We start from the raw sequence: 13,601 nt of genomic DNA, 5'->3' as shown, positions 1-13,601 counted from the left end.
GGCCGGGGCCCCTTGCTGTGCGGGCCCTTTGCTGCGCGGGTCCGGTGCTGCTCGGGGTCAGTATTGGAGGGTCAGGAGGGCGGGGCGCCGGGGGAGTTGGCCGTAGGGGCCGGCGGCGGCGCTGCGGATCGGCCGACGCCGGATCAGCTGGTGGTGCAGGAGACGGTGGGCCAGGTGGTGCTGCCGTTGGTCATGATGGTCATGCCCCAGTTGTTGCCCGCGCCGTTGGGGGTGGCGACCAGGGTCTGGGCGTCGGGGTAGGAGGCGTTGACGTTCCAGGTCGAGCTGACCTTCTCCGGGGAGGGGACCTTCACCGTCACCTTCCAGGAGCTCGACCCGGTGACCGCGACGTTCAGGTTGTAGCGGTCGCTCCACGAACTCCCGGCGGAGAGCGTCGCGGTGCACCCGCCGGTGTTGCCGCCGCCCCCGCCGCCGGTGCTGCTGCCCAGGGTGATGTTGGAGCTGCCGCTGCTCTGGTAGCCCTCGGTGGCCAGGATCTCGTAGTTCATGGTGCCGAGGTTCATGCCGTACTTGGCCCAGGCGTCGAAGTGGTTCCCGACGGTGATGGTGCCGCCGGTCCGCTTGGACTGGCGGACGCTCCAGTACTGGTTGAAGGTCTTGTTGCCCTCGATGGAGGGCGCGTTGTAGCGCGTCGTCTCGTAGATGTCGTAGGTGCCGCCGTCGCTGGTGACGGTGCCCTTGTAGGTGCCGGTGGGCTTGTAGGAGCCGTAGTTGTCGACGATGTAGTACTCGACGAGCGGGTTGGTGCTCCAGCCGTACAGCGACAGGTAGGCGTTGCCGCTGGTGCTCCACGTGCCGGAGTACGTCACCGGGTTGCGCGAGCCGGTGCTCCAGCCCTTGCCGGCCACGAAGTTGCCGACGTTGCTCCAGGAGGTGCCGTAGTTGCCGCCGCCGTTCAGCGACATCGAGGAGGAGCCGTTGCCGTCGCTCCAGAACGAGTAGAAGTACCCGCCGTCGCTGCCGGTCTGGTTGCTGCTGATGGTCGCGGCGTCGGCCGTACCGGGCAGCAGGACGACGGCCGCCAGGGCGAGCGGGAGCGCGCGGAGCTTGTGGGGGAGTTTCACGGGCGGATCCGTTCTGTGGGTGGGTGGGGGAGCCGGACGTGGGGGTCCGGCGACAGTGTTGGACGGCGCCGGACGGGCTGTCAACACTTTCGACAGCGCTTCCGAATGCGTCGGCTGCCTGCAAGTTGAGTACCCGTCAGGGAAACTACTGGTCAGCTCAGCTGTTGCTGGACGGAAACGGGGTGGGTCGAGCGCCGGTTGCCCGCGCTCGATGGTGCTGCGGGGTCCGGCCTGGCAAAATTTTCGCCACTATTCCTCCGAAAGTTTCGAATCCCAGGGCAGGCGGATGGTGCTGCCGACCGCAGACCGATCGAGTTTCCAAAGGCGGCAGCGGGGCAGCGGCGGGCGATGGCGAGTGGGACAGCCAACTGCCGTGCGGGAAGCCCGGATCGGCCGTCGGCGGGTTCCGCGCCGTTGCGGGCCGACGGCCGATCGGCCCGTCCACCGCCCGCCGTCGCCCCGGAACGGGGCGCACGGGGGCGGGGACGGGACACCGCGGACCGGGTGGGCGAAGCGGGGTGCCTCCCGGGCGGCGGAGCAGTGGGGGAGCGTGCTGCGGGGTTCGGGCGTGCGGGGTCAGGCGTGGGCGGCGGCCAGGCGGTCGGTGAAGGCGTTGCCGAACTTGCCGGTCGGGTCGAGTTCCTGACGCAGCGCCAGGAAGTCGCCCAGCCGCTCGTAGCCGGCGGCGGCGGACTCCGGCGCGTGCGTCACCTTCCCCCAGTGCGGGCGGCCGCCCAGCGGCAGCAGGGCGCGCTCCACGGCGGCCAGCACCGGGGCGACGGCCGCGGGTTCCGGCTTCCAGGTGAAGTGGAAGGCCACCGAGTCGCGCCCGTACGCGGGGCTGAGCCACAGCGCGTCGGCGGCGACCGTGCGCACCTCGGAGATGTGCAGCACCGGCGCCAACCGGGCGCCCAGCGAACGCAGTTCGGCGATCGCGGCGGGCGCGGCCGACCGCGGCAGCAGGTATTCGGACTGCAGCTCGGCGCCGCTGCTCGGGGTGAACTCGGGCCGGAAGTGCGGCAGTCGCTCGTGCCACGGCCCGGGGGCGCCGAGCTGGGCGGTGCAGTGGGCGGTGGGCAGGCTCGGCACCGGGTGCTGCGGGGTGTCGGCCGGCCGGGCGCCGGGGACGGTCGCGGCGGGGGTGCCGTCGTCGAGCTGCTTGACCCAGACCCGGCCGGTGTCGGAGCCCCAGTCGGTGAACAGGCTGACGCTCCGTCCGGCGGCGTGCACCTCGTCCAGGTGCGCGGCGTACTGCGCCAGCGGCAGGCCGAGGTGGACGTACTGGCGCAGGGCGAAGGCGGGGACCACGTCCAGGGTGAGCGCGGTGACGATGCCGAGCGCGCCCAGGTGCACCACCGCGCCGGGGTGCGCGGTGGTGCGCGGTTCTCCGTCGGCGCCGACCAGGTGCAGCGAGCGGACGGCGGCCGCGAGCGAGCGCTGTCCGTCGCCCGAGCCGTGGGTGCCGGTGGCGGTGGCCCCGGCGACCGAGAGGTGCGGCAGCGAGGCCAGGTTCTCCAGGGCCAGGCCCGCCGCGTGCAGGGCGACGGCGAGTTCGGCGTAGCGGGTGGCGGCGGAGACGGTGACGCTGCGGGCGTCCGGGGCGATCTCGATCACGGTCGGCAGGCCGTCCAGCAGCACCAGGTCGGCCGTGGTGTCGGCGACCGGACTGAAGGAGTGGCCGCTGCCCAGCGCCCGGACGCGTTCGCTGCGGGCGACCAGCTCCTGCAGTTCCGGCAGGCTGCGCGGCCGGTGCACGGCGCGGGCGCCGAAGACCAGGTTGCCCGCCCAGTTGGTGAGCGGGGCGGGGTCGGTCGGGCCGAGGCCCTGCCGGTCGACGGTCGTCATCGGTGCGCCCCCGGGGGTCGGTGCGGGGCGCCCGGACGGTCGGCCGCCCCCATTTGCCATGGCGGACGACAAATTAGTCCGCCGAGGTCAGCGGGGCAAGGGGGCGGCGGCCGAAAGTTTCGAGGGCGTGGCCGGGTGGAGGCCGGGGGCCGTGGTGCTGGAGCGGACGACCAGGGTGGTCGACAGTTCGATCCGGCTGGGGGTGGCCGGGGCGTCCCCGGCGCGGAGCGCGAGGATCAGCCGGGTGGCCTGTTCGGCCATCTCGCGCAGCGGCTGGCGGACGGTGGTCAGCGCGGGGCTGGTCCACTGGGCGATGTCCAGGTCGTCGTAGCCGACCACGGACAGGTCCTCGGGGACCCGCAGGCCGTGCACCCGGGCGGCCTCCAGCACGCCGAGCGCCTGCAGGTCGCTGCCCGCGAAGATCGCGGTGGGCCGGTCGGGGAGCTCCAACAGCCCGGTGGCGCGGGCGAGTCCGCCCTCGGCGTGGAAGTCGCCGTAGGCGATCAGGTCGGGGTCGACGGGCAGGCCGGCCATGGCCAGCGCGGAGCGGTAGCCGTCCAGCCGGGCCAGCGCGCAGAGGGTGTCCTCGGGGCCGGTGACGATGCCGATCCGGCGGTGGCCCAGCTCGATCAGGTGCCGGGTGGCGGCCAGGCCGCCGGACCAGTTGGCCGACCCCACCGAGGGCACGTCCGGATCGGGGTTGCCGGCCGGGTCGATGATCACGAACGGGATGGAGCGGGACCGGAGTTGGCGCTTCAGGCCGGGCGGCAGTCCGGACAGGGCCAGCAGCACGCCGAGCGGGCGGCGGCGCAGCACCGCTTCGATCCACTCCGGGCCGGGGGCGCGGCGCGAGCCGCTGTGGGTCACCACCACCGCCGCCCCGTGCGCGGTGGCCACGGTCTCGACGCCGCGCAGCAGTTCCATCGCCCAGAGGCTGTCCAGCTCGTGGAAGACGATCTCCACCAGGGGGGCCTCGCCGCCGCCGCCGCGGGCGGCCCGCCGGTAGTCGCGGGCCCGCAGCACCCGCTCGACCCGGCCGCGGGTGGCGGCCGAGACGTCGGTGCGGCCGTTGAGGACTTTCGAAACCGTCGAAACCGAGACCTCGGCCTCGCGGGCGACGTCCGCGAGGGTCGCCCGTCCCAGCTCATCGCCGTTTCCCATGGGCGAAGCATAGGGCACGACCGGTTCGGGGCGGCCGGCGCATCACGCTTCAGTAACCCCCGGTACGGGGGGTTGACCCGAAACATCTCCGCAACCTAGCGTCCCCGCCAAGCAAAGATTTCGATGCTCCGATCGAAACTTTAGGAGAGTCCCGATGAAGAGACGTGCTTTCGCCACCGCCCTCTGCCTGTCCGCGGCCATGGTGGGCCTGACCGCCTGCAGCAGCGGCGGCACCGCCGCGGGCGGCGGCTCCGGCACGATCCACGTCCTGGTCTACGGCGACGCCAGCAACAAGGTGGAGAAGCAGCTGGTCGACACCTTCAACCGGACCTCGAAGGTCAAGGTCGTGCTGGACACCATCCCCGGCGCCGACTACCAGGCCAAGCTCAACACCGTCATCAACACCCCGCAGGCGCCGGACGTCTTCTTCAACTGGGGCGGCGGCAGCATCCAGCCCTACGTCAAGGCCGACCTGCTGCTCCCGCTGGACGACATGATCGCCGCGGACCCGGGCCTGAGGAGCAACTTCCTCCCCTCGGTGTTCAACACCGCGGTGATCGGCGGCAAGGCGTACGGCATCCCGATGCGCGGCACCCAGCCGGTGCTGCTGTTCCACAACAAGAAGGTGCTCGCCGACGCGGGCCTGGCCGTCCCGAAGACCTGGGACGACCTGCTGAACGCCGTCCAGGTGCTGAAGGCCAAGGGCGTCACCCCGTTCGCGCTCGGCGGCGGCGACCAGTGGCCGACCCTGATGTGGTACGAGTACGTCTTCGACCGGGTGGCCGGCCCCGAGCTGTTCCAGAAGGCGCTGTCCGGCGACAGGAGCGCCTGGGAGAGCCCGGAGTCGAAGCAGGCGCTCGGCCTGCTCAAGCAGCTGGTCGACGCGGGCGCGTTCGGCAGCAACTTCGACTCGGTGAAGTTCACCGACGGCGGCTCCCCGGCGCTGCTGGCCAAGGGCAGGGCCGGGTTCGAGCTGATGGGCTCCTGGGCGTACGCCACCCAGCAGGACGCCAGCCCCGACTTCGCCAAGAAGGACCTCGGCTACAGCGCCTTCCCGTCCGTGGCCGGCGGCAAGGGCGACCCGGCCGACGTGGTCGGCAACACCAACAACTTCTACTCGGTGCTGAAGAAGACCAAGCACCCCGAGGCGGCCGCGGCCTTCCTCAAGCTGATGTACTCCGACGAGTTCGTGAAGGCCCAGCTGGCCATCGGCAACCTGCCGACCACCACCAACACCGAGCAGTTCCTCGGCACTTCGGCCAGCCCCGAGTACTCCACGTACCAGTACGACCTGGTCAAGGCGGCCCCGTCGTTCCAGCTGTCCTGGGACCAGGCGTACCCGCCGGCCGCCACCGTGCCGATCCACACCGCCGTCCAGCAGTTCTTCAACGGCAAGCTCGACGTGGACGGCTTCGTCAAGGCCATGCAGGCCCTGCCCGCCTCCTGACCTCCGGGACGAACCCCCATGAGTGCACTCTCCCTCGGTTCCGCGTCCGGCCGCCGCGTGCGCGCCGGGCGCCGGACCGGCGCCGGAACGACCCGCCCGGGCATCGTCTGGGCGGTCCCCGCCACCGTCTTCTTCCTGCTGTTCGCGCTGCTGCCGCTGGTGCTGGTCGCCGTCCTCTCCTTCACCAGCTGGAACGGCGTGGACGCCCCGACCTTCAACGGCCTGGACAACTGGACCGCGCTGCTGCACGACCCCGTGATGACGCAGAGCGTCTGGCTGACCCTGGTGCTGACCCTGGCCGGCGTCCTGGTGCAGACCCCGGTCAGCGTCCTGCTCGGCGTGTGGGCGGCCGGACACCAGCGCAACCGGGCCGTGCTGTCCGCGGTCTTCTTCGTCCCGCTGCTGCTGTCCGCCACCGCGATCTCGGTGGTCTGGCGGGCGATCCTCGACCCCAACTTCGGCGTCCCCTCCGAACTGCCGTGGCTGTTCGGCGACGGCAACCTGATGGGCAGTCAGCCGGGGGCCCTGGCGGTGCTCACCTTCGTCGGCATGTGGCAGTGGACGCCGATGCACGCCCTGCTCTACCAGGGCGGCGCCCGGGCGATCCCGCAGGTGCTCTACCAGGCCGCGGCGATCGACGGCGCGGGCAAGGTCAGGCAGTTCCTGCACATCACCCTGCCGCAGCTGCGCAACACCATGATCACCTCGGTGGTCCTGATGCTGGTCGGCGGCCTCACCACCTTCGACACCGTGCTGATCCTGACCCAGGGCGGCCCCGGCACCGACACCACCAACAGCGCCTACTACATGTACCAACGGGCCTTCAAGAGCTTCGACTTCGGCTCCGGCTCGGCCATCGCCCTGGTCCTGGTGGTGGTCGCCACCCTGATCTCGCTCGCCGTCGTCCGGCTCTCCGGCTACGACCGGATGCGCAGCACCACGGAGGGACTCTGATGCCCCGGCGCCCCAACCACCTCGCCGGACTGGGCTCGCTGGTCTGGCTCGCCGTGGTCGGCTTCCCGCTCTACGTGCTGCTGATCTCGACCTTCCGGACCCGCGCCAGTTACTCCTCCGAGGGCCCGCTCAGTTTCCCCGAGCACCTGACCCTGCAGAACTACCTCGACGACTTCTCCAACGGCTTCGGCCAGGACTTCCTCAACACCCTGGTCGTCACCGCCAGCGTCGTCGCGATCGTGCTGCTGGTCGTGCCCCCGCTCGCCTACGCCATCGTGCGGGCCCGGGGCCGCACCATCGGCACGGTCTTCCGGATCTTCCTGCTCGGCCTGGCGATCCCCGCCCAGGCCGTGATCGTCCCGATGTTCTACGTGATCGGCAAGGCCGGCCTGTACGACCACCTGATCGGCGTGATCCTGCCCACCGCCGCGTTCTGCCTGCCGGTGTGCACGCTGGTGCTCACCGGCGCGATGCGCGACATCACCGGTGAGCTGTACGAGGCGATGGCCGTGGACGGCGCCAGCCCCCGGCGGGTGTTCTGGCAGCTGGTGCTGCCGCTGTCCAGGGGCGGACTCTCCTCCGTCGTGGTCTTCTCCGCCCTCCAGGCGTGGAACGGCTTCCTGTTCCCGCTGATCCTCACCCAGTCGGAGAGCACCAAGGTCATCACCCTCGGCCTGTACAACTTCCAGACCGAGCACGGCGTCGACGTGCCCGGCCTGCTCAGCGCCGTCGTGCTGTCGATGCTCCCGATCTTCGTCGTCTACCTGTTCGCCCGCCGCGCCTTGGTCCAGGGCCTGATGGGCGTCGGAGGAAAGTGACCATGAACCCGGCCGCCACCGCCGCATCCGCCACCGCGGCACCCGCCACCGCCGCATCCGTCACCGCCGCATCCGCCACCCCCCGCTGGCGCGACCGCGCGCTGAGCGCCGAGGCGCGCGCGGACGCCCTGATCGCCGAGATGACTCTCCCCGAGAAGCTGGCCCAACTGGTCGGCGTCTGGGTCGGCGCCTCGGACGAGGGCGGCGACGTCGCCCCGCACCAGCACGACATGGAGGAACCGCCCGACCTCGACGACCTGCTGCCGAACGGACTGGGCCAGCTGACCCGCCCCTTCGGCACCGTCCCCGTCGACCCGGCGCTCGGCGCGCTCTCGCTCGCCCGCAGCCAGCAGCGGATCGCCGCCGCCAACCGGTTCGGCATCCCCGCCCTCGCCCACGAGGAGTGTCTGGCCGGCTTCGCCGCCTGGGGCGCCACCGCCTACCCGGTGCCGCTGTCCTGGGGCGCCACCTTCGACCCCGACCTGATCCGGAAGATGGCCGAGGCGATCGGCCGCGACATGCGCGCCGTCGGCGTCCACCAGGGCCTGGCCCCCGTCCTCGACGTGGTCCGCGACGCCCGCTGGGGCCGGGTCGAGGAGACCGTCGGCGAAGACCCGTACCTGGTCGGCACGGTGGCCACCGCCTACGTCCAGGGCCTCGAATCGGCGGGCGTCGTCGCCACCCTCAAGCACTTCGCCGGCTACTCCGCCTCCCGGGCCGGCCGCAACCTCGCCCCCGTCGGCATGGGCGCCCGCGAACGCGCCGACGTCATCCTGCCGCCCTTCGAGATGACGATCCGCGAGGGCCGCCCCCGCTCCGTCATGCACGCCTACACCGACACCGACGGCATCCCCTCCGCCGCCGACGAGGAACTGCTGACCGGACTGCTCCGCGACACCTGGGGCTTCGACGGCACCGTGGTCGCCGACTACTTCGGCATCGCCTTCCTCAAGGTCCTGCACGGCGTCGCCGGCGACTGGGCCGAGGCCGCTGCGCTCGCCCTGGCCAGCGGCGTCGACGTCGAACTCCCCACCGTCAAGACCTTCGGCGAACCGCTGCTGCGCGCTGTCGAGGACGGCACCGTCCCCGAGGCGCTGGTCGACCGGGCGCTGCGCCGGGTCCTGGTCCAGAAGGTCGGGCTCGGCCTGCTCGACGAGGACTGGGACGCCGTCCCGGCCGCGCTCGCCGGGCTCCCGCTCGACGACCCGCGGGCGCTGCGCGGCAAGGTCGACCTGGACCGCCCGGAGAACCGCGCGCTGGCCCGGGAGATCGCGGAACGCGCCGTGGTGCTGCTCGGCAACGACGGCACCCTGCCGCTGCGCGACCCCCGCCGGATCGCCCTGATCGGCCCGAACGCCGACACCCCGACCTCGGTGCTCGGCTGCTACGCCTTCCCCGTGCACGTCGGCAGCCAGCACCCGGGCGTGCCCGTCGGCATCGAACTGCCCACGCTGCGGCAGGCGTTGGCGGAGGAGTTCCCCGGCAGCGAGATCCGCACGGTGGCCGGGGCGGGCATCGACGGCACCGACACCTCCGGGTTCGCCGAGGCCGTCGACGCCGCCCGCCGGGCCGACGTGGTGATCGTCGCGCTCGGCGACCGGGCCGGCCTGTTCGGGCGCGGCACCAGCGGCGAGGGCTGCGACGTCGAGTCCCTCGAACTGCCCGGCGTGCAGCGGCAGTTGCTCGAAGCGCTGCTGGACACCGGCACGCCCGTGGTGCCGGTGCTGCTGGCCGGCCGCCCGTACGCGCTGGGGCGCGCCGCCACCGAGGCGGCGGCCCTCGTGCAGACCTTCTTCCCCGGCGAGGCCGGGACCGGGGCGGTCGCCGCCGTGCTCAGCGGCCGGGTCAACCCGTCCGGCCGACTGCCCGTCAGCATCCCGGCCCGGCCCGGCGTCCAGCCCTCCACCTACCTCGCGGCCCGGCTGGCCGGGCGCAGCGAGGTCTCCAGCACCGACCCGACGCCCGCGTTCGGCTTCGGGCACGGCATCGGCTACACCACCTTCGAGTGGAGCGACCTCGCGGTCGAGCAGGACAGCGCCGGCACCGACGGCACGATCGCACTCGCCTTCACCCTGCGCAACACCGGCGACCGGGCGGGCAGCGAGACCGTCCAGCTCTACCTGCACGACCCCGTTGCCTCCGCGGTCCAGCCAGTCCAGCGCCTGATCGGCTACCGGCGGATCGCCCTGGACGTCGGCGAACGCGCCTGCGTCCGGATCGCCGTCCCCGCCGACCTGGCCTCCTTCACCGGGCGCGACGGCCGCCGGATCGTCGAACCCGGCGAACTGGAACTGCGGATCGCCGCCTCCAGCACCGACACCCGGCTCACCGCCACCGTCCGCCTGCACGGCCCGGCCCGCGTCCTGGACCACACCCGTCGCCTGCACGCGGAGTTCCGCACCACCTGACGGGGCACTTTACGGCCGCGCCCCCTCCCACCCGAGGAGGAGCGCGGCCGTGTTCTCGACGAGGAGGCCGAGCGCCGGTCAGCCGGTGATCTCGGGGAGCCGCCTTCGCAGGGGCTTCTCCAAGTCGAGGTTGTCGCCTCGGGTGGTGGTCTGCAGGAGTTCGGTGATGGCCACGAGCTCGGCGAACCTCCCCGCGGCCGTGTCGAGGATGTGGCCGAGCCGCTGTCGGACCTCTGCGGCGGTGTCCGGTACGAGGAGGCTGTAGGAGTGCAGCAGTGCGGCGTCGTACCCGGCGGGCGCGACGCCCCAGCCTTCCCAGTCGAGCACCGTGAGGGCCGGACTTGTGAGGTTGGCCCAGTGCAGGTCGCCGTGGGCGGTCGTCCAGGCGGGTGCCTTCGTGTCGATCACCATGCCGAGGTACTGCGGCATGGCGCGGTCGAGGTACTCCTGGCGGACTGCCACTCGTTCGCTGGGGACGGTGGCGATGGCGTCGATGGCCGTGCTGAGCGCGTCCCACCAGGCGTCGTCCAGGTCGGGAGCTTTCCGGAGGGTCGGCTCGTGGGTGGTGATGGTGGGGACGGTGATCCTGTCGTACAACTCGGCCAGGTAGCCGTGCTCACCGTCGGTCCAGGTGTGTCGGCCCCTCAGCTGCGGCCTGGGGACCACAGGCGGCATGAGCCGTTCCGCCTCCTGCGGTCCCTCCCAGAGCTTCCCGCCTGCCTTGTCGGCCGGGGCGGACACCAGGCGGAGCCATCCCTCGCCGGCCGCCGTGGCAACCGGGCGGCCGAGGGTGCGCCCGCGCCAGCCCCACGCTTCGCGCGAGCCGATCGGCGTCGCGTCGAGCGCCGCTGCGGCTGTGGCGTGCATCCCGCGCATCCGTTCGGCGATGTCCGGCTCAGGTTCCGAGTACATCAACGACCCTTCGCAGCACGTCCGGAGACAACGACGGACGGCCGACGGCATCGGCGGCCTGCGTCCAGTGTTCCGGATCCCCCGTCGACAGGAGCACGCGCTTCACTCCCGGGGCTGAAGCAACGACGGCGAGGGCGGCCTCGGCAGGGGGGCCTTCGCCCTGATGGGTGGACACGCTGATACTGGATCTGCTTGATCCGGAGGAAGCGAGAACACCGCCGATGGCGATGAAGGACTACTCGGACGAGTTCAAGGCCGATGCTGTGGCCTTGTACGAGTCCACGCGGGGCGACGTACAAGGACATCGCCGCCGACCTGGGCATCAACAGGGCGACGCTGCGTGAGTGGGTGCTGCGGGATCGCGGACGCCGCGGCCTCGACCCTGCCGCCGCTCGGCCGGGTGCGAACGCGCCGACCGGGGCAGGACGGCCGGCCGCGTCCGCCGATCCGGACGAGCGGATCCGGCAGTTGGAGGCCCGGGTGGCCGAGCTGGAGGCGAGTGAGCGGAAGCTGGCCACCGAGCGGGACATCCTGCGCAGGGCGGCCAAGTATTTCGCCGGCGAGACGAACTGGTGAGCCGTTTCCAGTTCGTCCACGACCACCGGGACGCCTACGAGGTGAAGCGGCTGTGCCAGGTCCTGGACGTCAACCGCTCCAGCTACTACAAGTGGCTCGGCGGAGCCGGTGCCAGAGCCGTCCGCCGACGCGAGGACCAGGTCCTGGCCGAACGGATTCGCCGCATCCATGCGGACTCCGGTGGCGCCTACGGCTCGCCGAGGGTGACCGCGGAACTGCGCGAGAGCGGGACGCGGGTGAACCGCAAGCGGGTCGCCCGGGTCATGCGGACCCACTCCATCGTCGGCATCCGCCTGCGGAGAAGGGTCCGCACCACCCTTCCGGACCCGGCCGCCCAGGCGGTGCCGGACCTGTTCGAGCGGGACTTCGCCGCCCCGGAGCCGGGACGCAAGTACATGGGCGACATCACGTATCTGCCGCTTACGGGTGGGGAGTTCCTCTATCTGGCGACCGTGCTGGACTGCTTCGGCCGCAAGGTCGTGGGCTGGTCGATCGCCGACCGTATGCGCACCGCCCTGGTCGCCGACGCGCTGCGGATGGCAGCCGCGACCCGCGGCGGCCTGGAGGGCGCGGTGTTCCACTCCGACCACGGGGCGCAGTATGGGTCCAGGGCCTTTGCCGACCTGTGCTCGGAGCTGGGTGTCACCCGCTCGATGGGCGCGGTCGGCAGCAGCGCGGACAACGCGGCCTGCGAGAGCTTCCACGCCTCCCTGAAACGAGAAACGCTCCAGGGCGCCCACGACTACGGCACCTCCGTCACCTGCAGGAGGACCGTCTTCGCCTGGCTGACCCGCTACAACACCCGCCGCAGCCACTCCGCCAACGGCCACCTCAGCCCCAACGACTACGAACACCGACACCACACGGCTAAACTCACGCTCGCCGCGTGACAACCGACCGCGTGTCCACCTTCACGGGCGAAGGCCCCTGCCCCGCCCGCTCGCAACCGACCAGCTACGAGGGTTGCTCGGCCAGGCTCACACAGCTCGGGACCGCCTGACGGTCGGGCTCGTCGCCGTTCACGCCCTGACCCGATTCGAAGTCCGCCAGCTTCTCCTCACGGACATCGACCTGACTCGTGGCCGGTTGACGATCCGCCGACCTGGATGCCTCGACCACACCGTCTACCTTGACGAACTCACCTGGGACCTGCTGAGAACGTGGCTCGCCGAGCGATCCACCCGATGGCCCTCCACGACCAACCCGCACCTCTTGCTCAGTCGCCAGACCGCCGTGAACGACAGCAACGCCGCACTGTCGGACCTGGCAACTAAGAAGCCCTTCATGGCAATTGGCGTGCGGGCATCTGCCCTGCGGGCCGACCGGATCCTTGGCGAGGCCAAGCACACCGCCGACCCGATCCACCTCATCAGAGTTTTCGGCATCGCGCCGAATACCGCGATGCACTACCTTCGCGCCGCTCACCCCGCCCAGTTCCGTCCCGACCCCATCGCGCCATGAGTCGTACGCCCGGGCGAATCTGTTGCTTGGGCCTCGGACTCGCGGAGCACGAGCCGCTCGGTCTTGATCGGGGCAGGCGGCCAGGCGACGGTTCCATGATCAGTCATGGCGGGAACCGCTCTTCAGGCGCCGTAGCGGCGCTGTCGGGCGGAATACGCGCGTATGGCGCGTAGGAAGTCGACCTCGCGGAATGCCGGCCAGTACGCCTCGCAGAAGTAGAGCTCCGAGTAAGCGCTCTGCCATAGCAGGAAGTTCGACATGCGCTGCTCTCCGCTGGTGCGGATGACGAGGTCGGGGTCAGGCTGGCCGGCGGTGTACAGGTGGCGCGCGATGTCGTCGGCAGTCAGGTGGTCGGCGAGGTCGCGCATCGGCCTGGCGGTCTCCGCCTGTTCGTACAGCAGATCGCGCATGGCGTCCACGAGTTCCTGGCGCCCGCCGTAGCCGACGGCAAGGGTCACGTGTGCTCCGGTGGTGCACTCCCGGGTGGCCTCGACCGCCTCTTTGAGGGCGCGTGCAGTGGTGTCGGGCAGCGTGTCGAGCGCTCCGGCGATATGTACCTGCCAGCGTGGCAGCGGCCTGGCAAGGTGCCGGGTCAGGACTTCCTCGATCACCTGCATCAGGAAGGCGACCTCGGCGTCACCGCGCTGTTGGAGGTTCTCTGCGGAGCAGACGAACACGGTGACATGCCTGATCTGGAGGGCCTCGCACCAGGACAGCACGTTCTCCACGTGCTCGGCGCCGTACTTGTGGCCGAGGCTCGGGTTCCCGATGCCTCGCTGGCGGGCCCAGCGGCGGTTGCCATCCATGATCAGCCCGATGTGCCTGGGCAACTGTCCGCCCTGGAGTTGTCGGCGAAGCCGGCGGGCGTACAGGGCGTAGAGGGGGTCGGTGACGCGCAACATCGAAGCCTTCCGAGTCGGGGTCGGCAGCCGCT

Annotated in this window: 10 protein-coding genes and 2 pseudogenes; 6 read left to right on the top strand and 6 right to left on the bottom strand. The window is 71.4% G+C overall.

Translation table 11 applies throughout. The features are described from left to right. Positions 1–143: 143 nt before the first annotated feature. The 3 genes from ACIOHG_RS21025 to ACIOHG_RS21015 form a co-directional block, all read right to left on the bottom strand. Positions 144–1,085, bottom strand: coding sequence for a glycoside hydrolase family 11 protein (locus ACIOHG_RS21025; RefSeq protein WP_400952759.1), 942 nt, complete (start codon positions 1,083–1,085; stop codon positions 144–146). A gap of 576 nt (positions 1,086–1,661) precedes the next feature. Then, entirely contained in the window at positions 1,662–2,930 is a 1,269-nt protein-coding gene (locus tag ACIOHG_RS21020; RefSeq protein WP_400952757.1) for a D-arabinono-1,4-lactone oxidase, read from the bottom strand. Positions 2,931–3,017: 87 nt separating this feature from the next. Further along, positions 3,018–4,091, bottom strand: a complete 1,074-nt coding sequence (locus ACIOHG_RS21015; RefSeq protein ID WP_400952754.1) for a LacI family DNA-binding transcriptional regulator — start codon at positions 4,089–4,091, stop codon at positions 3,018–3,020. Between the two features lie 154 nt (positions 4,092–4,245). On the opposite strand from ACIOHG_RS21015, the gene ACIOHG_RS21010 reads away from it, so the two are divergent. Genes ACIOHG_RS21010 through ACIOHG_RS20995 form a run of 4 tightly spaced genes read left to right on the top strand, consistent with a single transcriptional unit; the run spans position 4,246 to position 9,718 of the window. Then, a complete protein-coding gene (locus ACIOHG_RS21010) occupies positions 4,246–5,538 on the top strand; it encodes an ABC transporter substrate-binding protein (protein ID WP_400952752.1) in 1,293 nt (430 codons plus the stop codon). 18 nt (positions 5,539–5,556) lie between these two features. Further along, positions 5,557–6,492: a carbohydrate ABC transporter permease gene (locus ACIOHG_RS21005; protein WP_400952749.1), complete on the top strand. Its 936-nt coding sequence runs from the start codon at positions 5,557–5,559 to the stop codon at positions 6,490–6,492. Further along, the gene (locus ACIOHG_RS21000) at positions 6,492–7,310 is read left to right on the top strand and encodes a carbohydrate ABC transporter permease (RefSeq protein ID WP_400952746.1); all 819 of its coding nucleotides are present in this window, start codon (positions 6,492–6,494) and stop codon (positions 7,308–7,310) included. The genes ACIOHG_RS21005 and ACIOHG_RS21000 overlap by 1 nt, the downstream gene beginning before the upstream one ends. A gap of 2 nt (positions 7,311–7,312) precedes the next feature. Beyond that, positions 7,313–9,718, top strand: coding sequence for a glycoside hydrolase family 3 N-terminal domain-containing protein (locus ACIOHG_RS20995; protein ID WP_400952743.1), 2,406 nt, complete (start codon positions 7,313–7,315; stop codon positions 9,716–9,718). Positions 9,719–9,796: 78 nt separating this feature from the next. Here the strand turns inward: ACIOHG_RS20995 and ACIOHG_RS20990 are convergent, their stop codons facing one another. Beyond that, positions 9,797–10,630 (bottom strand): hypothetical protein, encoded by an 834-nt coding sequence (locus ACIOHG_RS20990; protein ID WP_400952740.1) that lies wholly within the window; start codon positions 10,628–10,630, stop codon positions 9,797–9,799. 221 nt (positions 10,631–10,851) lie between these two features. Between ACIOHG_RS20990 and ACIOHG_RS20985 the strand changes: the two are divergent. Continuing rightward, a pseudogene (locus tag ACIOHG_RS20985) lies at positions 10,852–12,096 on the top strand (IS3 family transposase). 73 nt (positions 12,097–12,169) lie between these two features. Further along, the gene (locus ACIOHG_RS20980) at positions 12,170–12,667 is read left to right on the top strand and encodes a hypothetical protein (RefSeq protein ID WP_400952739.1); all 498 of its coding nucleotides are present in this window, start codon (positions 12,170–12,172) and stop codon (positions 12,665–12,667) included. Between the two features lie 26 nt (positions 12,668–12,693). On the opposite strand, the pseudogene ACIOHG_RS20975 reads toward ACIOHG_RS20980, so the two are convergent. After that, positions 12,694–12,774, bottom strand: a pseudogene (locus ACIOHG_RS20975) (GNAT family N-acetyltransferase); the annotation flags it as partial. Between the two features lie 15 nt (positions 12,775–12,789). Next, positions 12,790–13,566, bottom strand: coding sequence for a polyprenyl diphosphate synthase (gene uppS / locus ACIOHG_RS20970; RefSeq protein WP_400953073.1), 777 nt, complete (start codon positions 13,564–13,566; stop codon positions 12,790–12,792). Positions 13,567–13,601 lie beyond the last annotated feature (35 nt).

This window comes from Kitasatospora sp. NPDC088134, assembly GCF_044741705.1.
Classification (GTDB): Bacteria; Actinomycetota; Actinomycetes; order Streptomycetales; family Streptomycetaceae; genus Kitasatospora.
Note: the sequence above shows the minus strand (reverse complement) of the source record. Positions and strands in the feature narration are given on the sequence as shown.